Origin of the sequence: Cytobacillus sp. S13-E01, assembly GCF_029193815.1 — a bacterium.
Lineage (GTDB): Bacteria > Bacillota > Bacilli > Bacillales > Bacillaceae_L > Bacillus_BV.
The window spans coordinates 168452-194876 of record NZ_JARFVC010000003.1; the positions used below are offsets into that span (position 1 = coordinate 168452).

The following is a 26425-nucleotide window of genomic DNA, read 5'->3' on the forward strand; positions in this document are numbered from 1 at the left end:
GGAAAGTGAATGGATGCTCCCATGGAAGGAGATAAAATACAAATACATAGTTATAAACATAATGGTCTAATCCATCGTGTTTGGGAAGAAACCACTATTTTAAAAGGAACGAAAAGCTTAGTAATAGGTGGTAATGACCGGACAATTGTTACAGAATCAGATGGTCGAACATGGATTACAAGAGAGCCTGCAATTTGCTATTTTCATGCAAAGTACTGGTTTAATATAATAGGTATGATTCGAGAGGATGGTATTTATTATTACTGTAATATAAGCTCACCTTTTATATGGGATAATGAGGCTTTAAAATATATTGACTATGATTTAGACATTAAGGTTTTTCCTGACATGACATATATTTTACTGGACGAAGATGAGTATGAACGCCATGGTAAAGAAATGAATTATCCAGAAGCTATTGATGGCATTTTAAGGAATAATGTAGACAAGCTGATTCGCTGGGTACGTGGGCGTAAAGGTCCGTTTGCACCTGATTTTATTGATACCTGGTATGAACGCTATTTAACATATCGTAGATAAAATTTATTGTACCGTTAAAGATTCATAGCTAAAAGCCTGTTGAGAGCGTACAACAGGTTTTTAAAAGTTATAGAAAATTCCGAGCTTATTTTTAATGACTAGCTCCGGGCGTAACTGCTCGAGGGCAAAAAAGCCGATTCATTCGAAAAAGGAAAGCAATGAGCGCTCTTTATCAGGTCTAGTCACTTGCTTAACGTCGACAAGATGTGCTATCGGGGTGGTGTTTGCCACAGGACTGGCCGGTATGGACGATGTTCCTTTATCATGGAACCCTGCGGATTTCGTATAGAGGAGTGTTTTTAGTGAGTAGTATTAAACGTTATATGCATTTTGTTAGACCTTACAGATGGCAAATTGTTGGAACGATCGTTATAGGAGTTATAAAGTTTTCCATTCCATTATTAATACCATTACTATTACAATATGTGGTTGATGATATTATAGGGTCGACTGATTTAACATCACTTGAAAAAACAAATCAACTGCTAAAAATAATGGGTATCATGTTAATTATATTTATTGGTGTACGGCCACCAATCGAATATTACCGACAATATTTCGCACAATGGGTCGCAAGTAAGATACTTTACGATATAAGGGACCAATTGTTTAGGCATATACAAAAGCTAAGTCTACGTTATTACTCAAATACAAGGATTGGCGAAGTCATTTCACGTGTAATTAACGATGTAGAACAGACAAAATCGTTTGTTGTTACCGGTTTAATGAATTTATGGCTTGATTTGTTCACAATTTTAATTGCAGTAGTAATAATGCTTACGATGGATCCTTTATTAACTGTTGTATCATTACTTCTGTTTCCATTTTATGGACTGTCAGTTAAGCACTTTTATGGAAAACTTAGAGTGCTAACAAGAGACCGTTCACAGGCATTAGCAGAGGTGCAGGGATATTTGCACGAGCGCGTACAAGGTATGCCGGTTATAAGAAGTTTTGCGATAGAAGATCAAGAACAAAAAAGATTTGATCAACAAAATAGTAATTTCTTAACTAAAGCCCTAAATCATACTAGTTGGAATGCGAAGACCTTTGCTGTAGTTAATACAATTACAGATATTGCCCCATTACTTGTTATTGGATTTGCTGGGTATCAGGTTATTAATGAAGATCTAACTGTTGGAACGATGGTTGCATTCATTGCTTTCATTGATCGTTTATATAATCCTTTGCGAAGATTGGTCAATTCTTCAACAACTTTAACCCAAGCGTTAGCTTCTATGGACCGAGTATTTGAATTTGCCGATGAAAAGTATGACATAGAAGACAAACCTAATGCAATAAATTGTCCAGATGTTAAAGGATATGTTAGATTTGAGAATGTTTCGTTTACATATAACGAGGAAGATTCAGACGTATTACATAATGTTTCGCTTGATGTAAACCAGGGGGAAACAGTAGCCCTCGTTGGAATGAGTGGAGGAGGAAAATCAACCTTAGTGGGGTTGATACCGCGTTTTTATGATGTAACAGAAGGCAGAATTCACCTTGATGGAATAGACATAAGAGATTTAAAGGTACGAAGTTTACGTGATAAAATCGGGATGGTTTTACAAGATACAATTTTATTTAGTGAATCAGTTAGAACAAATATCTTGTTGGGTAAGGAAGATGCAACGGAAGAAGATATTATTCTAGCAGCAAAGGCAGCCAATGCACATGAGTTTATTACAAACTTACCGCAGGGCTACGAAACAAAAATTGGCGAACGTGGTGTGAAACTATCAGGTGGTCAAAAACAAAGATTAGCAATAGCGAGAGTATTTTTGAAAAATCCACCATTATTAATATTAGATGAAGCTACATCCTCACTTGATTTAGAAAGTGAACATCTAATTCAAGAGGCACTAGAGAAGCTAGCGAAAAACCGAACAACATTTATTGTCGCTCACCGACTATCTACGATTACCCATGCAGATAAAATCGTCGTGATTGAACATGGAGAGATAGTCGAGGTTGGTAATCATTATGAACTAATGAAAGCAGAAGGGAATTACTATCGATTATTCCAAGTACAACAATTGGATAATTGACAGTTTTTACAATTATTGAAATGAATAAGAAATCTGTCCTTAAAAAAACATGGAACTCTCCATGTTTTTTTTAAAAAGGGAAGAAAGTATAAATTTTTACCTGGTTTTTATGTCTATCTCCATGCGCCCTGAGCTTTTCTTATACTATCAGACTTTATATGTTGATCCTTTTAGACTTTAAACAGCATAATAGATCAAAAATCCTGGAATAAGATACTTTGCTATCAGTGTGGAGTCGGGTATCAAAAAAAATAACTCCAAAAGAACACTCTGATGCCCGAAATCGCGAAAAAAATAGAAAACGGTAACCAAAAGGGCAATCTGATGCCCGAAATCGCAAAAAAAATAGAAAACGGTAACCAAAAGGGCAATCTGGTGCCCGAAATCGCAAAAAATATAAAAAACGGTAACTAAAAGGGCAATCTGATGCCCGAAATCGCGAAAAAAATAGAAAACGGTAACCAAAAGGGCAATCTGATGCCCGAAATCGCGAAAAAAATAAAAAACGGTAATCAAAAGGGCAATCTGATGCCCGAAATCGCAAAAAATATAAAAAACGGTAACTAAAAGGGCAATCTGATGCCCGAAATCGCGGGAAAAATAGAAAACGGTAACTAAAAGACGTTTTAATCGACATTCCTCAATAAGGGCGCCCTGCGCTTTACTTGAAAGATAAGAAAGTATAAAAGTTTGTACCTAGTTTTAGTGTCTAGCTCCAGGCGCCATCGGACCTGAGGTCATAAGTCAATCCGTTTGGAAGGTCAAAGAACAACCTTCCAGACAGCTCGTCTTATGCTTGACTGCACAGGATGTGTCAATGTCGATGTTCGCCACAGGACGTGGCGGGTTTTAATCGACGCGCCGATAAGCGGGCGCCCTGCGCTTTTGTTCAAAGATAAGAAAGTAAAAAAATTTGAAACTAGTTTTAGTGTCCAGCTCCAGGCGCCATCGGACCTGAGGTCATAAGCCAGTTCCTTTAAGAAGGAAAACCACCTTCTTAAAGGAACCGTCTTATGCTTGTCGCCGAAAAGGCGGGCGCCTTGCGCTTTTCTTATATCAAAATTTATATTTCTTATTAATTTCAATATTAAAATTTCGTCAAACAAGCTGATACTCTGCACGTATTTAATTAAATTAATCAAAGTTAAAAAAATTGTCGAAAAAATAATCTTAAATTTCGATAGATTTTTTGTTACAAAACTGTAATAATAGAAATATATTAATTCTATTTACTTAAAATATTGTAAATCTTCTAAATTAATTGTTGTTAGGGGTGTAAGTGTGAGCAAACCAGTTATAGAAGTTAAAGGGCTGCGAACATCCTTCTTTACAGACGATGGAGAAATACCAGCAGTAGATTCGATTGATTTTTACATAAATGAAGGCGAAATCCTTGGTATTGTGGGAGAGTCAGGCTGTGGAAAAAGTGTAACCTCACTTTCGATCATGGGACTAGTTCCTAATCCACCTGGAAAAATTACTGCTGGAGAAATCTTATTTAACGGAGAGAATTTAGTGAAAGCATCAGAAAGACGGATGAGGCAAATAAGAGGGAATGATATCGCGATGATCTTTCAAGAGCCGATGACATCATTAAATCCCTTATTCACCATTAATTCTCAGCTTACTGAAGCAATTAGGATACATAACAAATGGAGCAAGAAACAAGCAAGAATACGTGCTATTGAAATATTGAAACTTGTTGGACTCCCTCGAGCAGAGGAATTAATTGACGAGTACCCTCATCAACTTTCTGGTGGTATGAGACAAAGGGTCATGATTGCAATGGCAATGGCCTGTGATCCGAAAGTCCTCATTGCAGATGAACCTACTACTGCGCTAGATGTAACCATTCAATCTCAAATTCTAAAGTTGATGAAACAACTTAATAACAAGATGAATACGGCAATCATGCTAATTACTCATGACTTAGGGGTAGTAGCTGAAGTTTGTGAACGCATTGTTGTTATGTACGCAGGGAAAATAGTCGAAGAAGGTGATGTACGTACGATCTTTAAAGATCCGAAGCATCCTTACACAGTTGGCCTCATTCGATCTGTCCCTGATATGCGCGAGAAAAAAGAAAGACTTTACTCTATACCAGGAAATGTACCAAAGCCAGGTTCTATCAAACAAGGCTGCCGTTTTGCAGAACGATGTGAACATGCTTTTGATCGGTGTTTTTCAGAGACACCAGAGCTCTATAAAACAAAAGATGTAGGCCGTAGTGTAAGGTGCTTTTTACACGTAGGAGAGGAGGAATCCATAAGTGACAGAGCTATTACTACAAGTTGAAGACCTCAAAAAGCACTTTCCTATTAATGGTGGAGTATTTGGCAAAAGAGTTGGAGAAGTAAAGGCTGTTGATGGTGTTTCTTTCTATGTTAAAAAAGGTGAAACCCTTGGAATTGTTGGAGAATCAGGTTGCGGAAAATCAACAACCGGTCGCTTGTTACTGCGTCTACTTGAACCAACCGAAGGAAAAGTAATGTTTGATAATAAAGATGTTACAACCTTATCTAAGGAACAATTACGAAAACTTCGTCGGGAAATGCAAATGATTTTCCAGGATCCTTTTGCATCTCTAAACCCAAGACATACTGTTGAAAAAATACTAGAGGAACCTCTAATCGTGCACGGTATTGGAAACAAGGTAGAAAGAAAGAAGCGAGTTAGAGAGATGCTTGAGGTCGTTGGTCTAAGTAGTTACCACGCAAAGCGATATCCGCATCAATTCAGCGGGGGACAACGGCAAAGGATTGGGATTGCAAGGGCATTAATGACCAATCCAAAGCTTATTATTGCTGATGAACCTGTTTCTGCATTGGATGTTTCGATCCAATCACAGGTGTTGAATCTACTTGAGGATTTGCAAAAAGAATATGATTTAACGTATGTATTTATTGCGCATGACCTGGGGGTTGTACGGCATATAAGTGATAGAGTCGGGGTTATGTATTTAGGTAGATTAATAGAATTAACCGAAAGTGAAAAACTATATGAAAGACCTCTACATCCTTATACACAGGCACTTTTAAATGCCGTCCCGGTTCCAGATCCTGATTTTAAAAGGGAAGAAATTGAAATTAGTGGTGAGATTCCAAGCCCATCAAATCCACCAAAGGGTTGCGCCTTTCATACAAGATGTAATCAATGTATGGACATTTGTCAAACGACCCGACCAGAATTTAAAGAGGTTGAACCAGGTCATTTTGTTGCATGTCATCTTTACGAGTAAGTAAGGGTGATAACGACATTTGATACATATTTTTATCAAAACAAGGGGGAAAGTCATGATGAAGAAAAATTTATTTCTACTTGTTTTCATGGTGCTCATTTCTATCGTGCTAGCTGGCTGTAGTGGATCAAATGAAACGGGCACTGAAAACACAGAAGACACGAATAAGGAAGATCCTAAACAAACTGAAGAAAAGCCAGCAGAAGATGTACAAAAAGAACTTGTATTCGGTCGAGGTGGGGATTCGACTTCATTAGATCCGATTACAACTACTGAAGGTGAATCTTTTAAAGTAACAGTGAATATATTTGAAACACTGATCAACTATGGAGAACAAGATACTACTCTTCAACCTGGTTTAGCAACAGAGTGGAACGTTTCAGATGATGCTTTAGTGTTTACTTTAACCCTTCGTGAAGGTGTTAAGTTCCATGATGGTACTGACTTCAATGCTGATGCAGTTGTTAAAAACTTCGAGCGTTGGATGAATGGTGACTCTGATCAATTCCCGTACTACACAATGTTTGGTGGTTTTAAAGGGGACGAAGGACACGTAATTAAAGAGGTTAAAGCATTAGATGCAAAAACAGTGGAATTTACGTTAAATCGTCCACAAGCACCTTTCTTGAAAAACCTAGCAATGTCACCATTTGGAATTGCTAGCCCAGCTGCACTTGAACAATATGGTGATGATTTTAGTAAAAATCCGGTAGGTACTGGTCCATTTAAATTTGTAGAATGGAAAGAAAATGACAGAATCGTTCTAGAGAAAAACCAAGATTATTGGATGGAAGGCTATCCAAAGCTTGAAAAAGTAATTTTTAAGGCAATTCCTGAAAACTCAGCTCGTTTAAATGCTTTAATCACTGGTGAAATTGACTTAATGGATGGTGTGAATCCTTCTGACCTAACACAGATCGAAGGAAATGCAGATTTACAGACAATTGAGCGTCCTTCAATGAACGTAGGATACTTAGGATTTACAGTTAATAGACCACCATTTGATAATAAGCTAGTCCGTCAAGCATTAAACCATGCAATCGATAAGCAAGGTATTATTGACGCTTTCTATGGTGGACTTGCACAACCTGCCAAAAATCCACTGCCACCAGCATTGGAAGGATATAATGATGAGATTGAAGAATATCCATATGATCTTGAAAAGGCAAAAGCATTACTAGCAGAAGCTGGATTTGCAGATGGATTTGAAATGGAACTATGGGCAATGCCAGTACCTCGTCCATATATGCCAGATGGAATGAAGGTTGCTGAAGTCATTCAGTCAAGCTTTGCTGAACTTGGAATCAAGGCTGAAATCGTAACATATGACTGGGCTACTTATTTAGATAAAGCTAGTAAAGGTGAAGCAGATGCGTTTCTATTAGGTTGGACAGGTGACAACGGAGATGCTGATAACTTTCTCTACACATTACTTGATAAAGATAGCATTGGAAGTAATAACTACTCTTACTATAGCAATGATGAGCTTCATGATATTTTAATTGAAGCACAAACAAATGCTGATCAAGAAGTACGTAATGAGCTATACAAGCAAGCTCAAGAGATCATCCGTGAAGATGCTCCGTGGGTTCCGCTAGTTCACTCTACACCACTATTAGCTGGGAAGAGTAACCTTAAAGGATTACTTCCACATCCAACTGGTTCAGATATCTTAACAAAAGTAGAGTTCGAATAATTTCATCATGAAAATTTAAGAAGGGGAGTAACTATTTACTCCCCTTTATTAGTTCATAATATGTCTAGTTCCAACGCCTAGCCCCTCGGAGTCATAAGCCAAATCACTCCATAAATCAGGATTTCCTGCGTGATTCGTATTATGTCTGTCAGACTGGCACAGGATGTGCTGATGTCGATGTTTGTCACAGGACGTGGCGGCTTTTAATCGACGTTCATCTAAAGGCGTTTGCACTTTTCTAAAAAGAGGTGGTAACCTTGTTTGCGTATACAATTAGAAGAATTCTAATGGTGATTCCAGTTTTGATTGGGATGACAATTGTTGTCTTTTCAATCATACATGCCATTCCAGGTAATCCTGCACAAATTATGTTAGGGCAAAGAGCGACGAAAGAAGCAATTGAACAATTAACTATAAAGCTAGGACTTGATCAACCGCTGTATATTCAATATTTTGAGTATATAAAGGGGTTATTAACAGGAGATCTGGGTGAATCAATTAGGACAAAGACTCCAATTAGTGAGGAAATTTGGCCATTTTTAGCAGCAACAATTGAATTATCACTTGTTGCAATGATAATCGCAATTGTTATTGGTGTAAATGCAGGCATTATTAGTGCTTGGTTCCAAAACTCTTGGTTTGACTATACAGCAATGGTAATTGCATTAATCGGAGTTTCGATGCCTATTTTCTGGTTAGGTTTAATGGAGCAATGGGCATTTTCTATTAAACTAGATTTGTTGCCAACGACGGGAAGAGAAAATATTCGCGACCCTGTCGAAGCTATTACAAATTTATACTTAATAGATACTTTACTAAATGGACGAATGGATCAGTTCTGGGCAGTTGTTCGCCATTTGATTTTGCCGGGAATTGCACTTGCAACAATTCCAATGGCGATCATTGCTAGAATAACAAGATCTAGTATGCTAGAAGTAATGCGTTCCGATTTTATAAGAACAGCAAGAGCAAAGGGTTTAAGAATGTTTTGGGTTATCTATAAGCATTCGTTGAAAAATGCTGTTATTCCAGTTCTAACTGTGATTGGACTACAAACTGGACTTTTATTGGGTGGAGCTATTTTAACAGAGACAATTTTTGGTTGGCCAGGTATTGGTCGCTATATTTTTGATGCTATAAACTATCGTGATTATCCAGTCATACAATCTGGGATATTAGTAGTTGCAACATTTTTCGTATTTATAAATTTAATTGTCGATCTTCTATATGCTGTAATTGATCCACGAATTAAATATAACTAACTAGTTCAGGTATGTAGTAGGGGGGATAACATGACAGAATTAGCACGTAACAATCAGCCAATTACAATGAATGTAAAAGATGAAGAAGTTGTACCACCATGGAAGGAAGCATGGAAAAGCTTTCGTAAGAATAAACTAGCACTTGTTGGAACGACTATTGTTTTCTTATTTATAATCATGGCTATCTTTGCACCGCTCTTAGCCCCATCAGGGATTGATGACAAAGTGTTAGGTGATCGCCTGCAGGCCCCGTCAAGTGAACATTGGCTCGGAACCGATGATTTTGGACGAGATATCTTATCGCGCATCATCTATGGAGCAAGGATTTCTTTATGGGTTGGGTTCTTTTCGGTTTTAGGATCTTCCATTATTGGAAGTTTGCTAGGGATAATTGCAGGTTACTATGGCCGCCTGGCCGATACGATTATAAGTCGAACGTTTGATATAATGCTTGCTTTTCCTAGTATTCTATTAGCCATTGCAATAGTAGCGATCTTAGGACCTTCACTCCAAAATGCACTAATTGCTATAGCAATAATAAACATTCCGAATTTTGGTCGTCTCATACGATCTAGAGTATTAAGTGTAAAAGAAGAAGAATATATAACTGCAGCAAAGGCATTAGGTATGAAGGATGCACGTATTTTACTACATCATATCTTGCCCAATAGTATGACACCGATTATCGTGCAAGGATCTCTTGCCATTGCAACCGCAATTATCGAAGCTGCTGCACTTGGGTTTCTTGGTATGGGAGCACAACCACCAAATCCAGAGTGGGGAAAAATGCTTGCAGATTCAAAAAGTTATTTAATACAGGCACCTTGGACGATGATTTTTCCGGGCCTAGCGATTATGCTAACAGTTCTGGGATTCAATTTAATGGGTGATGGTTTAAGGGATGCACTTGATCCACGTATGAAAAATTAAAAATCAGCTAACACAATGTTAGCTGATTTTATTTTTGTTTAGGAATTTAAAAAATTGTAAGGTTGTGTAAAACTTCGTGTCTCTGTCTATCTACGTCTAGCTCCAGGCGCCATCGGACCTGAGGTCATAAGCCAATCCGTCCGGAAGGTTAAGAACAATCTTCCAGCCGGCTTGTCTTATGCTTGACTTGCACAGGATGTGCTGATGTCGATGTTCGCCGCAGGACGTGGCGGGTTTTAATCGATGCGCCGATAGGCGGGCGCGCCTTGCGCTTTTCTTAAAAGATAAGAAAGTATAAAAGTTTGTACCTAGTTTTAGTGTCTAGCTCCGGGCGCCATCGGCTCGAGGTCATAAGCCAAGCCCTTCCCGAAGGCAAAAAACGCCTTCAGTCAGGGCTCGTCTTATGCTTGTCGCCGAAAGGCGGCGCCCTGCGCTTTTCTTAATTGTCTTATTTTTCGTATAAGCTATTTGGGAGTTTAAAGGCTTTTTTCAAATTCATCATCTAATTTGTGATAGGTTTGATAGCGATCAATTAGTAAATCTAAATGCTCCATTTGATCACTGTAATCTACAATAGCGGAGATGAGAGGGAATAAATGATACCAATCCTTTTGTACACCTTCGTCTTGATGTTTATTATATTTTATAAATTTATCGATAACTGATATTTTGTTAAACTCTAACTCACCATGAATATCTTCAGGATGTGGTTTTGTTTTTCTAATAAACTTTAATAAAACTTGTTCATGGAAATAGAGAAGATCATTTAATTCCTCAATAATAAGCTGCTGGAGGTCTTCTGGCATATGGTTCAATTCATTTTCTAAACGATGTAATTTTTGTAAAGTATCTAGTGCTCTGTTGGTAGTTACAATCATTTGTCTATAAATAACAAGTTTACGTGCTTTACCATATTTATTCTTTTTAAGATAGTTTCGTTCTTCTTTGTAAAGCATATATAATTGATCTACCTTTTTCATGCCATCTTTAATTTCTTTAATATCAGCATTTAAAACCCCAAATTCTGATGCTTTCCTGGTATTCATCCGAATCCATTTTAATATCTCCTCAGTTTGGTCAACTAGCGTATAGTATAGTTTTTTCTCATGTTTTGGTGGAATAAATACTAAATTTACGATAAAAGCAGCGAAAATACCAAGCATAATCGTCGAAAAGCGGAGGAGAGCGAATGTGATAAAGTCTTCTCCGGGATTTTGCATAATTGCGATGACAGTAACAACTGCAACTGGAATCGTATTTTCTATTTTAAGCTTGATATTAATTCCAATTACGATAATTGCGGCAAGACCAATAATAAACGGGTCATTTCCAAATAAGAGCACTGAGAAAATTGCTAGAGCTGCTCCAATAAGATTAGCTTGGATTTGCTCAATAACCGATACGACCGAGCGATATATTGAGGGTTGAATCGCAAAAACCGCAGCAATTCCAGCAAATACTGGTGCAGATAAATTCATCCATTCAGCTAAAACTAATGCTAATGTGATGGCAATTCCCGTTTTAAAAATGCGGGCACCAAGTTTCATTGTAATCAATAACCTTCCTTTTCTATTGTTGATAACTTTTAGTAGGCGGTAGGGCACAAAAAAAATATAGTAATACTTTATAGACACTATTTAGCCTATTATAAAAGTGTCAAACAGTAAAGTGCTATTATGTTGTAAAAGTAAAACAATTAATAAATAAATTTGAGTTGATTAGTACGAAAGGCTCCCGTTTTTAATAAGTTTATGAGTAAAATCCTATAAAATGAAAGAGCGCTTGATAAATACCAAGCACTCTAAGAAAAATCATTCAGTTGAAACTGCTGGATCTGCTTGCTCTTTTGTTGGATTAATCTGGAAAAAGTGCTCAGTTGGGTTATCAAGTAATAATTTCAACTCATCAGCAGCTTCTTTTTGTCCTTGTTGTAGTAATCCATCAATGTATTTATTAAGGAGCTCAGCTACATCCTGTTGTCCTATTTCAGTTAATAAGCCGATTGAGACCTTTGCACCTTTTGCAATACGGCGTTCAATTGCAGCTTTTGTTAGTCCCATTTCAGGCTGGTGTCTTAAATAGACTACCCCACCTGTCATTCCTGCGCAAATCCATGGTCCTGGGTCACCAAGAACTAATCCACGTCCGTTTGTCATATATTCAAATGCAAAGCCTTTAATATTGGCATTCACTCCAACATTTCCATGTTCTTCTTTAGGGATTGGAGTGGTAACATTACCACCAATAATCATATCTGCTCCAGATAGACGAATACCAGCACGAGCGTCTGCATTGCCCTGAGCAAGTAGAAGTCCATGTTGCGCTCCGTAGCCGAATCCTTTACCTACAGAACCATTATAGAATTTCCCGTCTTTACCTTTGGATTTATATATTAGGATATTACCACCGAAGGCTGTTTTACCGATGCCGTCTTGGGCACCACCTTGTACATGAATATTAATTCCGCTACTATTATATGCGCCAAGACCGTTACCAGGAATTGAACCTTCATTATAGCGTAGGTCAACATCAGGAAGCTTTTTATAAGAGCCATCTAATCTTCCTCTTACCCGGTGACAAGAAACTCTGCTTCCTAGTACTCTTTGCTCTGATGTTACTGTTGTGAAGTCTCTAGAAGCATTTAAGTCTTCAATATTATTATCTAGATATTCTGCACCTACAGCCACTAAGAGTTTTGACTCTTCAACATTTACAGCTACTTCCTTTTGCGCAAACTGTTGTACTTCAAGTGGTTTTAAAAGGTTTGTTAAATCCATCTGGTCTAATCCTCTAACCTGTTCTAATAGATCGGACCTCCCTACAAGACTTTGTAAGTTATCATGACCTAAAGACGCCGTTAAGGCTTTTAATTCTTCTCCAAAAGCACCAAATAAATTTTCTAGACCCGTAACGGCTGATTCTAGTTGTCTTGGTACAAATCGGCGTAATCCATGTTCCTTTGCTTGTGACTCTGATTCTATTTGTGTCGCAATACCAACGTGACAGGTATCTAAGTGACAACCGCGACATGTTGTACATCCAATTGCTATCATTGATAATGTACCGAAGCCAATTCTATTTGCACCAAGTAACATGACCTTGATAACATCAAGAGCACTTTTGATTCCTCCATCAGCCCAGATCTCGACCTCATTGCGTAAGCCTGCTTCAAGTAGTGCATTGTGAGCTGCTTTAACACCAATTTCTACTGGAAGACCAACATATTGTAATGCGTGTATCCGCGCAGCGCCAGTACCACCATCAAAGCCACTTAAAGTGATGACGTCTGCACCAGCTTTAGCGATACCTACAGCAATTGTTCCAATGTTTGGTACAACAGGTACTTTAACGGCGACTTTTGCTTGATCATTGGCCGTTTTTAATTCTGCAATCATTTGCGCTAAGTCTTCAATTGAATAAATATCATGATTGTTTGATGGTGAAATCAAATCAGATCCAATTGTAGCGTTACGTGCTTCAGCAATTTTTGCGGTAACCTTGGAACCTGGTAAGTGTCCACCTTCACCAGGCTTAGCGCCTTGACCAATTTTAATCTCGAGTAAATTGGAGGAATTTAAAAGTTCTGCATTTACTCCAAATCGACCTGATGCTATTTGTTGTCCCCTGGTACGAGGATACTTTCCAAGCATATCTTTAATTTCTCCACCTTCACCATTTAGGCTGATCATATTAAGACGTTCAGCACCCTCAGCGTATGCACGGAATGCAATTTCATTTTGAGACCCAAAAGACATAGAAGAAATCACAAATGGTAAGCTATGTTCGCCGACACCAATATTTACTTTATCGGTTGGAAGGACTTTCTCGCTTTTCCGCAAAGATGTTAAATGACGAATCGTAGTAGGATTATTTTCTTCCTGCTCAGTTAGTTTGAGACGATAGTCATCATACTCTCCTGATTGAGCCACCTCACCAATTGATTTCCAAATCCTAGGGAACATATGGAATAATTTACCTGGTCTTGCTTTTTCGTTTTGATAGTCTTTTGCACGTTCGATCGAATCTGATTTTAGGGAATCATAACTATAGCTAAGTGATTTAGATCCTAAGAAATTTACAATATTCATAGCATCAGCAATGTCTTCGTGAAGCCCAACGCTTGAGAATAAACGGCCATACCCACGTAACTCATGGATACCGATTGTAGAAATAACCTTTTCTAGTCCTTTATTAAGCGCAGAAAATAAGTTAAGCGTTGGATCGATTGTTTCTTCTGAAACTGTCGCAAATAGTAGGTAGGGGCTAATAATAGTTGCACCTAAACCATATGCTACGATAATGTCATGTAATGAACGAATCGCACCTGAGCGAATTAAGATAGAGCAGTTTCTTCGTAATTGTTTACTTACTAGCGCCTGATCTACAACTGCTGTAATTAGATGTGGATCAATCCACAATTGATCTCGATGATGTGCATTAGCATCATCAATAATTAATAATGTCTTTCCATTTTCAACAGCATCTTCTGCTTCCCTTGCTAAACGTGCTAACGCCTCTTGTAGTGACTCGTCCTTTGCTAGTGTCGCAGATAGGTAATGTGTTAGTTTTTTCTCGGAAAAAGCATGGACTACTTGATCATAAGAAGGTTGACCATTCTTTAGTGAGCAATCAAAACCGCTAGTTCCTTCAATTAAAAGAGGTGATGAGAGTTCAAGTATGAAATCCTTATTAGCATTTTCTACAAGTGAAGGTCGTTTTCCAATAATTGTTCTAGTCGAAAAATGTTCTGTTTCACGATCTCTGTCAATCGCGGGGTTAGTAACAACGGCAACACTTTCTTTAATGAAATCGGCAATGTTCTTTCTACCGGGGTCGATAGCTGCTAATGGTGCATCATGACCAAGTGAACGGATCGGTTCAGCGCCCTTTTCAGCCATTTGTTCGATTAACTGGATATGTTCACGGTCCCATCCAAACGCAGCATATTGTCCATTATGGACTTTGGAGGTTTGCGATACAGAAACAGATTTTTGAAATACTGGTGGTACTAATTTATTTCTATAATCTGTTAGTTCAATTCTAGAAGATACTCGCTTGTAAACTTCCTCTTGGTACTGGGCATAGTGATAAACTTTAATGGTTTCGTTCTCATCCCATTTTAAACCAACCTTCTCACCTGGAGAAAGGGGTTTCGGTTCTGCAGTATACTCAGAGGAAGGAATGATCCCAGGCTCTGAAGCGAACAGATAGGTAGACTCTGTCTCAATCTTCCATAAAGGACGTAATCCAAGTGCATCTACACTGAATACTGCTTCATCATTATAGCGAGAAATAATCCCTGCTGGTCCCTGGGCGAAGTGACCCCAGGCTTCACGAGCATAAGTATAAAGATCCTGTAAGTGATGTGGATATGCTTTAATCTCGTTAATTATTGGTGGAAATAAGAAATCAACTGCTTCAAAAAGACTATATCCGTCCCTAGATATAAGAGTTTCAATTGTTCTGTTTAAATCCTGTGAGTCACTTCCACCATCTGTTAAAGGGACATGGATCATTCTTGCCTCGTCACGAAGCTTTGCGATCGTATTGATTTCACCATTATGACCCAATACACTGAAAGGTTGTACTCGAAAAAAGTTTGATAGAGTGTTAGTTGAATAGCGATTATGGCCTAAAGTCATAGTAGATGCTACAAGTGGATTTGCTAAGTCATGATAATATTTAGGTAAGATGTCGCCGGCGCCTAGAACCTTATAAACGGCATGGTGATTACTTAAGGAAGCCGCATGAACATTTCCACTTGCTTCAATTTCTGTAATTAATTCAAACAGACATTTAGAGAGATTGTTAGAATCATTTGAAACGAGTGCTACTTGCCAAAATACAGGCTCTTGTTGTGATGCAATTGGCCCTAAGGCACTTGAATTAGTTACTTTGTCCGTTTCAAAGATAAGAGATAATCTATTAACAGAGAAAAGCTTACGAATCGAAGCTGTGATTTGGCTTACATCAGAATCGTTCGTAATAAAAAAGTGACCTACAATAAAATCATCGCGGTCCACAAGACTAGAATCAATTCCTGCATTTGCAAGCTTTTCAATCCATAGTGCTTTTGGGATGTCGGTATGAATTCCTACCCCATCACCTTCACCATTGATAAAACCAGCCCGATGGTTCATGGTCACAAGTGCGTCAATGCAGGCATCAATATTTGCTTTAGTTGGGATTTTTTGTTTTTCAATTGCGGAGACAATTCCACAAGCGTCGTGCTCATGGTTATGAAATTCCTTAAATAAACTTGGACTCCAGTTCTTTTTCATTAATGCGGCTTTATGAGGAGGGGTGCACTATAGTAAAAAAATCTATTAACTTAAATTAAATTTTTACATTCCCCCTACTTACAGCCTTCACCTCCTGTAAGTTTTGTACAAATATTAGAAAAAATAAAAATTGAACACATTTTTAGTGTCTAGCTCATGGAGCGCTGCACTTTCCTTGAAAGATAAGAAAGTATAAAAATTTGAACCTAGTTTTAGTGTCTAGCTCCGGGCGCCATCGGACCTGAGGTCATAAGCCAATCCCTTCCCGAAGGCAAAAAACGCCTTCAGTCAGGGCTCGTCTTATGCTTGTCGCCGATAGGCGGGCGCCCTGCGCTTTTCTTGTGTCCTACTGTCAAACCATTAAGCTAAATACGATAGGGTTACTAACGTAATAGAAAGCAACGCTATCTCTTTATGTTTTAGAAAAGTAGCTTACATGATTACGATAAAAATAAATAAAATAAATTTTCAGAAAAGTATACTTTATCTTAACATAGCACAATAATAAAATCAAATGTTTATTCATATAGATGGATACTGTATTCAGTTTTGAAATAGTAGTCCTTAGCCAGACAACACATATGTAAACGTTTTCAAAAGAAAAAAGAAAAAGTTAGGAATTTATAATTCCCTAACTTTTTTGATTTTTGTATAATTATTCATTTGAAAGTATTTTAAATGAATTTTCGACAGCTGTAAGTGTAGCGTTAAGGTCTTCTTCGGTATGAGCAATTGTTAAAAACCAGGCCTCGTATTTTGAAGGAGCAAGATTCACACCTTGATGGAGCATTAATCTAAAAAATTTCGCAAACAATTGACCATTGGTTTTTTCTGCTTGCTCATAGTTAACCACTTTTTCATCTGTAAAATAAATCGTTAAAGCGCCTTTTAGACGATTGATTGTAATCGGGATGTTATAGGTTTTTGCATGTTCCATAATTCCTTTTTCAAGAATGGCGCCATACTTGTCTAGCTGTTCATAGATCCCTTCTTGTTTAAGAACTTCTAAGCATGCTATACCAGATAATATAGAGGCTGGGTTACCGGCCATCGTACCAGCCTGATAAGCAGGTCCGAGTGGTGCGACTTGTTCCATTATTTCTTTTTTTCCACCATAAGCTCCTATTGGTAACCCACCGCCAATAATCTTGCCTAACACAGTTAAATCCGGTTTCACACCGAGAAGATCTTGAGCTCCGCCATACATAAAACGAAATGCTGTGATAACCTCATCATAAATCACTAATGCGCCTGCTGCATGAGTAAGCTCATTGACTTGCTCTAGGAAACCTTCAAAGGGCTCAACAATTCCGAAGTTGCCTACGATTGGTTCGACTAAAACGGCAGCTATCTGATCTCCCCACTTATCAAGTGCTTCTTTTAGAGGTTCGATTTCATTAAATGGTACGGTTATCACTTCTTGAGCGATGCTTTTTGGAACACCAGCTGAATCAGGAGTACCTAGTGTTGAAGGTCCTGAGCCTGCAGCAACGAGCACTAAATCAGAGTGCCCATGGTAGCAACCAGCAAATTTAATAATTTTGTCACGACCTGTATAAGCTCGTGCAACACGGATAGTGGTCATTACAGCTTCTGTACCAGAGTTAACAAATCTAACCTTTTCTAATGAAGGAATTGCTTCTTTAATCATTTTTGCAAATCTCACCTCATGAGGTGTAGGTGTGCCATATAGAACCCCATTTTCTGCTGCCTCTTGGATGGCCTTTGTGATATGAGGATGGGCGTGGCCTGTAATAATGGGACCATAGGCTGCTAAATAATCGATATATTTGTTACCGTCCACATCCCAAAAATAAGCACCCTTCGCACGTTCCATCACAACTGGAGAACCACCACCAACTGCTTTATAGGAACGAGAGGGGCTATTTACTCCACCTACAATATGTTCAAGCGCTTCTTTATGTAACTCTTCAGATTTAGAGAAATTCATTCTTTTACCTCCAATTATCTATAAAATGTCCGTCCTTATTTTAGCATGAATTTTTATAAGACAAAAAGGTGTAGAATATATTTTTAAGCTTTCTATTTGTTTTTGGAATGATAAATTGTATACACTAGTCTTTATGGCTAGCTCTCTGTGTGAAACACATTTTTTAGTTGGAGGAAACTTTATGGTAAATATAATAGAAGTTAAAGATTTACGAAAGGAATTTAAGTCGTACTCAAGCCGTTCCGGTCTAAAAGGGGCTTTCCGAGATCTTTTCACTAGAAATTATAAAGTGCTCCGGGCTGTTGATGATATTTCTTTTACAGTGAAACAAGGAGAAATGGTTGGCTATATAGGGGAAAATGGTGCTGGTAAATCAACCTCGATAAAAATGCTTACTGGTATCTTGACACCTACCGCTGGTGTTGTAAGGGTAAATGGCATGAATCCCCATAAAGAAAGGGAGAAGTTTGTGAGTACGATCGGCGTAGTTTTTGGTCAGAGATCACAGTTGTGGTGGGATATTGCAGTTCAAGAATCCTTTCGACTTTTAAAAAAAGTCTATAAAGTTTCAGATGAAGATTATAACAATCATATGGAACATGTAATTGAGTCTCTTGATATTGGTCCTCTTTTAGATAAGCCTGTCAGAAAGCTTTCGTTAGGGCAAAGGATGAGGTGTGAACTGGCGGCAGCATTGTTACATAATCCGCCATTGTTGTTTTTAGATGAACCTACAATTGGATTAGACGTTTTAGTAAAGCTTAAGATCAGAAAGTTCCTGAAGGAAATTAATGAAAAATACAAGACTACGATCTTACTTACTACTCATGATTTAACAGATATTGAAGCCTTATGTGAACGAGTTGTAATGCTTGATGAAGGGAAAATCATATATGATGGGGGACTGCAGGATTTACGTTCAAACTGGGGTGAGGGGAAACAAATACAATTTCAATTTGTTCGAGAGGTAAATGCTTCTGAGCTTGATAATATTTCCGTTGGTTTAACGGTAGTTTGGCAGCAGGCTGAAAGAAAAAACGTCTGGTTTGCAAACGTTAGTGATGAAGAGGCAGTCATGTCTGATTTAATTGGAAGAGTGGTTGCTTCCTATAAAATAAAAGATATTAGCATTAATGAAATATCCACAGAGGAGATTATTCGCAACATATATGAAGAGGGTATTGCACATGGATAAATATCTCGAGATGATTCGCATCCGATTTTTAATGATGCTTGCGTATCGAACCAATTATTATAGCGGCATTTTAATTTATAGCATAAATATCGGAGCGTACTATTTTTTATGGACAGCCATATACGGAGGTAAAGAATCGATTCAAGGGCTATCTGTTCTTCAAATGACGACCTATATTGCAATTGCTTGGATGGCTCGGGCATTTTACTTTAATAATATTGATCGAGAAATAGCTACCGAGATTAAAGAGGGAAAAGTCGCAATTGAGTTAATTAGGCCCTATAACTATCTAGGTATGAAAACGATGCAAGGGCTAGGTGAGGGCATCTTTCGACTAGCGTTTTTCTCGGTACCTGGCATGGTTATTGTTGGCCTCATATTCCCACTAGAATTGTCGAGTAATCTTGTGACCTGGGGATATTTTGGTCTATCCATTGTGTTTAGTTTCATTATCAATTCGCAAATAAATCTCCTTACTGGGATGATGACTTTTTTCCTGTTTAATAATGACGGGCTGATTAGAGCCAAACGGGTTGTTATCGACCTTTTTTCTGGGTTGCTATTACCCATCAGTTTTTATCCAATATGGGCCCAGGATGTTATGGGCTACTTTCCCTTCCAAGCAATCAGTTATATACCAAGTATGATATTTACTGAAGGATTTACTGGTGGAGAAATTGTTCGAGCCATAATGTTCCAAGGCTTTTGGTCGGTGATTTTGCTTATCCCAATCCAGCTGTTGTGGAGTTTAGCTAAAAAACAGCTTATTGTTCAGGGAGGGTAAGTCATGTTTTATATTTCAATGTTTATTCAATATATAAGTCAGTATATAAAAACAAGATTGCAGTACCGGATTGATATGGTGATTGAAATTGTATCCGATTTATTATTCCAAGCTGTAAACCTTGTGTTTATATTAGTTGTGTTTGGGCATACCCAGTTTTTAAGTGGCTGGAGTAGAGAAGAAATCATCTTTATTTATGGTTTTTTTCTGGTTCCCTATGCATTATTTTCTGCGTTTTTTAACATTTGGGATTTTAATGATCGCTATATTGTAAAAGGTGAAATGGATCGCATTTTAACTCGTCCGATTCATAGTTTATTCCAAATTATCTTAGAAAGAATGGAACTTGAGTCCTTGTTCGGAGTCATAACAGGTTTAGCAGTCATGGTCTATGCTGGTGTAAAATTGCAACTAACCCTTGAATGGTACGATCCATTTGTGTTTGCAATCATGGTTATAGGCGGGGCGTTAGTGTATGCAGGCATTTTTATTTTATTAGCGAGCATTGGATTTTGGTCTGATGCAAGAACATCGATCATGCCTATGATGTACAATATCGGAAATTATGGAAGGTACCCGGTTAATATTTATAACAAAGTGATTCGTTTTATCTTAACGTGGGTGCTACCATTCGCATTCGTAGGAGTATATCCTGCAGCCTATTTTCTTGGTAGAACTGAGTGGTACTTTTACGCATTTTTAACGCCGGTTGTTGGCTTAGTGTTTATTATGATAGCCATCTTTGTATGGAATATCGGTGTGACAAAATATCGAGGAGCGGGCAACTAAATGAGGGTGATTCGACAAGTACGTGGTAGATGTCGAATGAGTTATGAAAGTTTTGGAATATGTAGGCCAGGCTCGTCGTATACATTAACGAACCTATGTTGATGAGGTGAGGAAGCTTGGTCCCTTTGTTTTTATTATCAATGGTTATTGTTGGGCTTGTAATGAGTGTTAAGTCACTTTTTACGATGAGCAGGAAGAAGAATCAATACATTTCATTGGAAAACATCATTTTTCTATGTCTTATATATGTTACTGTTTTGCTAGGGTTTGGTCTTATTTATACTGTGTTTGTAATGAAGGGAGTTCCTGTATTACTAGAGGGGGATAATCTTCTAGAAGGACACTTTATTGAAGCGATACAGGATGCTATGTATTTTAGCGCAATTACACTACTGTCTGTAGGTTATGGAGATATTACCCCTGTAGGTATTGGGCGGTGGCTGGCAATAGTCGAAGCTTTATTAGGGTATATTATGCCAACTGCTTTTGTTGTAAGGACAGTTATAAGTTATGAAAGAGATTAAAACTTGTTTTGATTCCTAAAACTCGGTAAATTGGGAGTAACCATCGATGAAAAGGAGGTTAGTATATGACTGTTGAGGTTGGACAAGTTGCACCTGATTTTGAGTTGACGTCTACAAATGGAGAAACAGTAAAATTATCTACGTTTAGAGGTAAGTATGTTGTTCTTTATTTTTATCCAAAGGATATGACACCAGGGTGTACAATGCAAGCATGTGATTTTCGTGACAGACATAAGGATTTCTCAGATTTAAATGCTGTAATTTTAGGTGTCAGTCCGGATTCCGCAGCAAAACACCAAAAGTTCACTGCGAAACATGATCTTCCGTTTCAGTTATTAGTTGACGATGAGCAGAAGGTTGCTAATTTATATGGTGTTTGGAAGCTCAAAAAAAACTTTGGGAAAGAATATATGGGAATAGAGAGATCTACTTTCCTTATAGATCCGGACGGTAAAATTAGTAAACAATGGCGTAAGGTAAAAGTAAAAGGGCATGTTGAGGAAGCGTTAAACTTGATAAAAGAACAATGATATCAGATTTTAGCGCCTATTTTTTAAAATACAGGCAAGTGTCTATACAGAACAAGCTTGTGTTGCGTATTTTATGAGTGTAGGGCATACCTCCTCAGATGTTAGTACGTGATTTAGTGCGAGAGATTAATCTCGCACTTTTTTTGATTGTTGGAAAATAACTAAGTAGTAAGCATAGGAATAAGTATTAAAATTTTTGCGTATTCACACAATTAAATTCCAAGATCTGATTTCTCTTGTTAAGATAGAAAATAGAGGAGGGCGAATCATGTTTATTTTATCAAGTTTATCGGTTAGTGAAGACCTGTTGTTTGAATTAACTAAGAAGTTTCCAAATGCGACCTTTTCATTTTCAGAAAGTATGGATGAAGCAAAGATTGAACTACATAAGGCGGAAATACTGATTACGTATGGTGAGGATTTAACAGAGGAACTGATAGAAGAAGCCACAAAATTAAAATGGATTATGGTCATGTCGGCAGGTATGGAAAGAATGCCTTTTGAAGCCATAAAGAAAAAGAGGATACTTGTTACAAATGCGAGAGGGATTCATAAAATTCCGATGGCAGAATACACCCTCGCTATGATGCTTCAATATTCACGTAAAACAAACATATTAAATGAGCAACAAACAGAGCGGATATGGGATAGAACTACAGTCCATACATTTGAACTATTTAATAAGTCAGTAGCAATATTGGGTGTCGGTGCGATTGGTGGGGAAATCGCAAGGTTATGTAAGGCATTTAATATGAGGGTAATTGGAGTGAATAGTACTGGAAATGAAGTGAGCTTTGTTGATCAGATGTATACATTAAAAGAACTGAACGATGTCGTGCATCAAGCTGATTTTATAGTTTCGGTTCTACCGAGTACGAATGAAACTAAATATTTATTAAAGAAACACCATTTCGAACAAATGAAAAACGGTGTTGTTTTGATAAATATCGGTCGAGGCGATTTAGTCGAAGAACAGATTTTAGTTGATGCGCTATTTGATGGACATGTAGCGCATGCTGTGCTGGATGTATTTGAAGAAGAGCCATTACCTGAGGAACATCAGTTTTGGAGGATGGAAAATGTGACAGTTACTCCTCATGTTTCGAGTTATACAAAGAATTACTTACCGAGGTGTTTTGTGATATTTCAACAAAATCTAATGGCGTATATAAAAGGTGGAGAAGAATTAATCAATAAAATAGATCTTGATAGGGGGTATTAATAATGAAAATTTATACAAAAACAGGTGATAAAGGTACAACATCATTGATTTATGGTGAGAGGGTCTCGAAAACAGATTTGCGAGTTGAGGCTTATGGAACATGTGATGAAGCGAACTCATTACTTGGTTTGGCCCTAACGCATTTACAAAAACTGACTTTTTCCGAAAGGGATGAAGCAATTAAGATTTTGCGCAAAATACAAACAACCTTATTTCATGTAGGAGCAGAATTAGCAACTCCAGCCGGGAAAGAGGTTAAGTGGAAGTTATCAGAGGGTGATATTAAGGAATTAGAAGATGTTATTGACAGTTGGGATCAGCAATTACCTCCTCTTACGAACTTCATACTTCCTGGTGGAGGAGAAGCGGGTGCAGTACTTCATCTTGCTCGTACTGTTGTGAGAAGAGCGGAGAGAAGAGCTGTTGCTATTGGGCAGGATGTAAATAAATTAGTTTGTTCATACTTAAATCGACTTTCTGATTTCCTATTTGTGGCCGCTAGGTTCATTAATCTAAAACAGGGTAAAGAGGAGCTGACATTACACCAGTAAAAGTGAACTTCCATACTTAAATTTTGGATGTTACTCATATAGTAAAGGTAGATATATTGACAAAAGTAAGAAATTCAATGTAAACTTATTATAAATATTATAAAGTAATAATGTCTATCTTACATTAATGATTTAACGATGAGCCGGGTAAAATCAGATCAATAATTTAATAGTAGTAAGGGGAAGAAATCCTACTGGGAAGTTTCCTTATATAGAAAAGAGGTGCATGGCGGTGTCAAACAATCAATTAAAAGAAGCGCTTGATACGTTGAAAGAAACGGGGGTACGAATTACTCCGCAACGTCATGCGATATTAGATTACCTTATAAACGCAATGAGTCATCCAACAGCAGATGATATATATAAAGCTTTAGAAGGGAAATTCCCGAACATGAGCGTAGCCACAGTCTATAACAATCTCCGAGTATTTCGTGAGGTAGGGTTAGTTAAGGAATTAACGTACGGCGATGCATCAAGTCGTTTTGATTATATTACTACAGATCATTATCATGTAATTTGTGATAGTTGTGGTAAAATTGTTGATTTTCATTATCCAGGCTTAGATGAGGTGGAAGCGTTAGCGGCACACGTTACAGGGTTTAAAGTAAGTCACCATCGTATGGAGATTTACGGTGTTTGTATGGATTGTCAAATGAAAGATGCACATTAAAAAGCTGACAGCGAATACTGTCAGCTTTTTTTGTTTAGAGTTTTATTGTTATATTTTTCGTCAAATTCTTCACCTTCAAGGTCGGGATCAAGTGTCAAAGATTCATTGCAGTACATACACATGTCGACTCTACCAAGCATCTTTGTCGGTTTATTACATGAAGGACATACAACTTGAATAGTTTTAGTTGATAGCATGCCAATCCAAAAGTAAACAACTGTACTAGCCACGATACACAGAAGACCCAAAATCATGAAAATCGTCATCGCCCATACAGAAGAACGGAAGAAAATGCCGCCATACATTACGATAAAACCTATAAAAATCAAACTTAATGCGAAAGATCTGATTTTATTAATTTTACTAGAATACTTCTTAGCCATTTTTGATAACCCTCCTAATTCATACTATATCATAATACATAAAGTCTATTAAAAGGGAAATTTTTTTGGAAGAAAAGAGAATCATTTTAAGAGGGTTTAAAGGCTCAGGCGTCGAAAGTAATAATCAACTATATAATTGGAGGACAAGAATATGGAAGATTTATTACGTCCGATATATCAAGAAAGAGCAAGCCATCCTAACACCTTAGGTATAATAATGATTGAAAAGGCAATGAACACAATCTCGGTTATAGATACGTTTGATACTGTGATCTTAGTAGTTGTTAAAGATTCAGAAGACACTATTTCCATAAAGCATTATGCATTTGAAAATCAAAAAGCCTCTTTACATATAATTGAAGAGAAAAAGCTCAAAGAATGGTTGTTATTTGGGTCTAATCGTAAAATTTCGGAATGGATTCTTAATGGAAAGATCTTATTTGACCGAAATGAATATATCACTAAATTAAAATTAGAATTTCAAGAGTTCCCATTTAATGATCGTCAAAAGAAAATAGGAATTGAATTCGCAAAATTAATACGACGTTATCAGGACGGTCGAGTATTCTTGGGGCAAAGAAATTATTTGGATGCTTATAACAATGTTGTCCATGCCCTTCATCATTTAGCGAGATTGGCAGTTATTGAAAATGGATTTCATCCAGAAGTGACGGTTTGGAATCAGGTAAGACAAATTGAACCTCAAATTCACAAATTATATGAGGAGCTAATTGAGAGTGAAGAATCGTTAGAAAAAAGGTTGGAATTATTATTTCTGGCTAGTGATTTTCTGATAAACTCTAAAGCAAGTGTTGGGGGGGATCACCTATTAACTGTGATGGCGTGTAGTAACGAATTGTGGTCTTTTGGTGAACTAGCAAAGCATCCAGAGTTAGAACTATACTCTGTAGATTTGGAGGTCTTGTTAGAATATTTAGTGGAAAAACAATTAATAGTAGTTAATAAAGTAGAGACTAAAGGTGTTGGTATTTTTCATAGAAAGTACGTGGTCTCAAATAAAAATAATATAGTAAGAATTTGATTTTTTAAATGAACTCCTGGTTTCCCCACTTAAACTTCTTCGAATACTCTAAGTTTTGAAGTGGGGGTCTTACTACCCGTTAATGTGGGATAAAACTTTTTTAGTAAAAGTTATTGACTTAAAAATTGTGACATGATATATTATATTTCGTCGCCGCGATACAACTTGCGGTGGTGAAACAGAGAAATAAAAACATCTTGACTTAGTCAAAACGAGATGTTATATTAATAAAGTCGCTTCAGGGCGATGATGATTGAAAAGTTCTTTGAAAACTGAACACAACACAAGCGTCAATGTTTGTTTTAAAAAAGTGAAGTAATGAACATCGATTAAGAACGTCACGTCCTGTGACAACATCGATGTCAGCACTTCCATGTGCTAGTTCAACTCTATTGGAGAGTTTGATCCTGGCTCAGGACGAACGCTGGCGGCGTGCCTAATACATGCAAGTCGAGCGGTTCTTAGGAAGCTTGCTTCCTAAGAATAGCGGCGGACGGGTGAGTAACACGTGGGCAACCTACCTATAAGACTGGGATAACTTCGGGAAACCGGAGCTAATACCGGATAATATAAGAGATTACATGATTTCTTATTGAAAGATGGCTCAGGCTATCACTTATAGATGGGCCCGCGGCGCATTAGCTAGTTGGTGAGGTAACGGCTCACCAAGGCGACGATGCGTAGCCGACCTGAGAGGGTGATCGGCCACACTGGGACTGAGACACGGCCCAGACTCCTACGGGAGGCAGCAGTAGGGAATCTTCCGCAATGGACGAAAGTCTGACG

General features: G+C 37.7%; 22 protein-coding genes and 1 rRNA gene. 19 read left to right on the forward strand and 4 right to left on the reverse strand.

The window, feature by feature from the left end:
- The first annotated feature begins 9 nt into the window (after positions 1-9).
- The 9 genes from ntdP to PY093_RS04310 all read left to right on the forward strand — a co-directional run bounded on the left by ntdP (position 10) and on the right by PY093_RS04310 (position 9717).
- The gene (gene ntdP, locus PY093_RS04270) at positions 10-540 is read left to right on the forward strand and encodes a nucleoside tri-diphosphate phosphatase (RefSeq protein WP_275644627.1); all 531 of its coding nucleotides are present in this window, start codon (positions 10-12) and stop codon (positions 538-540) included.
- 302 nt (positions 541-842) lie between these two features.
- Complete coding sequence (locus PY093_RS04275; RefSeq protein WP_275644628.1) at positions 843-2591, forward strand: ABC transporter ATP-binding protein; 1749 nt, start codon at positions 843-845, stop codon at positions 2589-2591.
- Positions 2592-2864: 273 nt separating this feature from the next.
- Positions 2865-3005 carry a hypothetical protein gene (locus PY093_RS04280; protein ID WP_275644629.1) on the forward strand — a complete coding sequence of 47 codons (141 nt, stop codon included), beginning with the start codon at positions 2865-2867 and terminating at the stop codon, positions 3003-3005.
- Between the two features lie 12 nt (positions 3006-3017).
- Positions 3018-3158 (forward strand): hypothetical protein, encoded by a 141-nt coding sequence (locus PY093_RS04285; RefSeq protein WP_275644630.1) that lies wholly within the window; start codon positions 3018-3020, stop codon positions 3156-3158.
- Positions 3159-3872: 714 nt separating this feature from the next.
- Entirely contained in the window at positions 3873-4886 is a 1014-nt protein-coding gene (locus tag PY093_RS04290) for an ABC transporter ATP-binding protein (protein ID WP_275644631.1), read from the forward strand.
- Positions 4861-5829, forward strand: a complete 969-nt coding sequence (locus tag PY093_RS04295) for an ABC transporter ATP-binding protein (RefSeq protein ID WP_275644632.1) — start codon at positions 4861-4863, stop codon at positions 5827-5829. Before PY093_RS04290 ends, PY093_RS04295 begins: the two co-directional genes overlap by 26 nt.
- A gap of 55 nt (positions 5830-5884) precedes the next feature.
- A complete protein-coding gene (locus PY093_RS04300; protein WP_275644633.1) occupies positions 5885-7525 on the forward strand; it encodes an ABC transporter substrate-binding protein in 1641 nt (546 codons plus the stop codon).
- 257 nt (positions 7526-7782) lie between these two features.
- Entirely contained in the window at positions 7783-8787 is a 1005-nt protein-coding gene (locus PY093_RS04305) for an ABC transporter permease (RefSeq protein WP_275644634.1), read from the forward strand.
- A 30-nt stretch (positions 8788-8817) separates the two neighbouring features.
- Positions 8818-9717, forward strand: coding sequence for an ABC transporter permease (locus tag PY093_RS04310; RefSeq protein WP_275644635.1), 900 nt, complete (start codon positions 8818-8820; stop codon positions 9715-9717).
- 476 nt (positions 9718-10193) lie between these two features.
- On the opposite strand, the gene PY093_RS04315 is transcribed toward PY093_RS04310, so the two are convergent.
- From PY093_RS04315 to PY093_RS04325, 3 genes are all read right to left on the reverse strand, one after another.
- Positions 10194-11264 carry an aromatic acid exporter family protein gene (locus PY093_RS04315; RefSeq protein ID WP_275644661.1) on the reverse strand — a complete coding sequence of 357 codons (1071 nt, stop codon included), beginning with the start codon at positions 11262-11264 and terminating at the stop codon, positions 10194-10196.
- A gap of 264 nt (positions 11265-11528) precedes the next feature.
- The gene (locus tag PY093_RS04320; RefSeq protein WP_275644636.1) at positions 11529-15998 is read right to left on the reverse strand and encodes a glutamate synthase-related protein; all 4470 of its coding nucleotides are present in this window, start codon (positions 15996-15998) and stop codon (positions 11529-11531) included.
- A gap of 655 nt (positions 15999-16653) precedes the next feature.
- Positions 16654-17949 (reverse strand): glutamate-1-semialdehyde 2,1-aminomutase, encoded by a 1296-nt coding sequence (locus PY093_RS04325; protein ID WP_275644637.1) that lies wholly within the window; start codon positions 17947-17949, stop codon positions 16654-16656.
- 181 nt (positions 17950-18130) lie between these two features.
- On the opposite strand from PY093_RS04325, the gene PY093_RS04330 reads away from it, so the two are divergent.
- The 8 genes from PY093_RS04330 (at position 18131) to perR (ending at position 24214) form a co-directional block, all read left to right on the forward strand.
- Positions 18131-19144, forward strand: a complete 1014-nt coding sequence (locus PY093_RS04330) for an ABC transporter ATP-binding protein (protein WP_275644638.1) — start codon at positions 18131-18133, stop codon at positions 19142-19144.
- Positions 19137-19928, forward strand: a complete 792-nt coding sequence (locus PY093_RS04335) for an ABC transporter permease (protein WP_275644639.1) — start codon at positions 19137-19139, stop codon at positions 19926-19928. The genes PY093_RS04330 and PY093_RS04335 overlap by 8 nt, the downstream gene beginning before the upstream one ends.
- 3 nt (positions 19929-19931) lie before the next feature.
- Positions 19932-20717, forward strand: a complete 786-nt coding sequence (locus PY093_RS04340) for an ABC transporter permease (RefSeq protein ID WP_275644640.1) — start codon at positions 19932-19934, stop codon at positions 20715-20717.
- Between the two features lie 125 nt (positions 20718-20842).
- The gene (locus PY093_RS04345) at positions 20843-21241 is read left to right on the forward strand and encodes a potassium channel family protein (protein ID WP_275644641.1); all 399 of its coding nucleotides are present in this window, start codon (positions 20843-20845) and stop codon (positions 21239-21241) included.
- Positions 21242-21306: 65 nt separating this feature from the next.
- Positions 21307-21771, forward strand: a complete 465-nt coding sequence (gene bcp / locus PY093_RS04350) for a thioredoxin-dependent thiol peroxidase (protein ID WP_275644642.1) — start codon at positions 21307-21309, stop codon at positions 21769-21771.
- Positions 21772-22039: 268 nt separating this feature from the next.
- Positions 22040-22993 carry a D-2-hydroxyacid dehydrogenase gene (locus tag PY093_RS04355; RefSeq protein WP_275644643.1) on the forward strand — a complete coding sequence of 318 codons (954 nt, stop codon included), beginning with the start codon at positions 22040-22042 and terminating at the stop codon, positions 22991-22993.
- 2 nt (positions 22994-22995) lie between these two features.
- Positions 22996-23544 (forward strand): cob(I)yrinic acid a,c-diamide adenosyltransferase, encoded by a 549-nt coding sequence (locus tag PY093_RS04360; protein WP_275644644.1) that lies wholly within the window; start codon positions 22996-22998, stop codon positions 23542-23544.
- Between the two features lie 226 nt (positions 23545-23770).
- Entirely contained in the window at positions 23771-24214 is a 444-nt protein-coding gene (gene perR, locus PY093_RS04365; RefSeq protein WP_481769268.1) for a peroxide-responsive transcriptional repressor PerR, read from the forward strand.
- A 20-nt stretch (positions 24215-24234) separates the two neighbouring features.
- Here perR and PY093_RS04370 read toward each other — a convergent pair whose 3' ends face one another.
- On the reverse strand, positions 24235-24597 hold the full coding sequence (locus PY093_RS04370; RefSeq protein ID WP_275644646.1) for a YgzB family protein: 363 nt from the start codon (positions 24595-24597) through the stop codon (positions 24235-24237).
- Positions 24598-24748: 151 nt separating this feature from the next.
- Here PY093_RS04370 and PY093_RS04375 point away from each other — a divergent pair, with 151 nt between their 5' ends.
- Together PY093_RS04375 and PY093_RS04380 are read left to right on the forward strand one after the other, a co-directional pair.
- Positions 24749-25639, forward strand: a complete 891-nt coding sequence (locus PY093_RS04375) for a nucleotidyltransferase-like protein (protein WP_275644647.1) — start codon at positions 24749-24751, stop codon at positions 25637-25639.
- A gap of 389 nt (positions 25640-26028) precedes the next feature.
- Positions 26029-26425: ribosomal RNA gene (locus tag PY093_RS04380) — 16S ribosomal RNA — on the forward strand; the annotation flags it as partial.

Excerpts from the sequence above, each read along its gene's own strand:
- ntdP (WP_275644627.1), top strand. The coding sequence starts at position 10 with ATGGATGCTCCCATGGAAGGAGATAAAATACAAATACATAGTTATAAA.
- PY093_RS04280 (WP_275644629.1), top strand. The coding sequence starts at position 2,865 with ATGCCCGAAATCGCGAAAAAAATAGAAAACGGTAACCAAAAGGGCAAT.
- PY093_RS04285 (WP_275644630.1), top strand. The coding sequence starts at position 3,018 with ATGCCCGAAATCGCGAAAAAAATAGAAAACGGTAACCAAAAGGGCAAT.
- PY093_RS04300 (WP_275644633.1), top strand. The coding sequence starts at position 5,885 with ATGATGAAGAAAAATTTATTTCTACTTGTTTTCATGGTGCTCATTTCT.
- PY093_RS04310 (WP_275644635.1), top strand. The coding sequence starts at position 8,818 with ATGACAGAATTAGCACGTAACAATCAGCCAATTACAATGAATGTAAAA.
- PY093_RS04315 (WP_275644661.1), bottom strand. The coding sequence starts at position 11,264 with ATGAAACTTGGTGCCCGCATTTTTAAAACGGGAATTGCCATCACATTA.
- PY093_RS04320 (WP_275644636.1), bottom strand. The coding sequence starts at position 15,998 with ATGAAAAAGAACTGGAGTCCAAGTTTATTTAAGGAATTTCATAACCAT.
- PY093_RS04325 (WP_275644637.1), bottom strand. The coding sequence starts at position 17,949 with ATGAATTTCTCTAAATCTGAAGAGTTACATAAAGAAGCGCTTGAACAT.
- PY093_RS04330 (WP_275644638.1), top strand. The coding sequence starts at position 18,131 with ATGGTAAATATAATAGAAGTTAAAGATTTACGAAAGGAATTTAAGTCG.
- PY093_RS04335 (WP_275644639.1), top strand. The coding sequence starts at position 19,137 with ATGGATAAATATCTCGAGATGATTCGCATCCGATTTTTAATGATGCTT.
- PY093_RS04340 (WP_275644640.1), top strand. The coding sequence starts at position 19,932 with ATGTTTTATATTTCAATGTTTATTCAATATATAAGTCAGTATATAAAA.
- bcp (WP_275644642.1), top strand. The coding sequence starts at position 21,307 with ATGACTGTTGAGGTTGGACAAGTTGCACCTGATTTTGAGTTGACGTCT.
- PY093_RS04355 (WP_275644643.1), top strand. The coding sequence starts at position 22,040 with ATGTTTATTTTATCAAGTTTATCGGTTAGTGAAGACCTGTTGTTTGAA.
- PY093_RS04360 (WP_275644644.1), top strand. The coding sequence starts at position 22,996 with ATGAAAATTTATACAAAAACAGGTGATAAAGGTACAACATCATTGATT.
- perR (WP_481769268.1), top strand. The coding sequence starts at position 23,771 with ATGGCGGTGTCAAACAATCAATTAAAAGAAGCGCTTGATACGTTGAAA.
- PY093_RS04370 (WP_275644646.1), bottom strand. The coding sequence starts at position 24,597 with ATGGCTAAGAAGTATTCTAGTAAAATTAATAAAATCAGATCTTTCGCA.
- PY093_RS04375 (WP_275644647.1), top strand. The coding sequence starts at position 24,749 with ATGGAAGATTTATTACGTCCGATATATCAAGAAAGAGCAAGCCATCCT.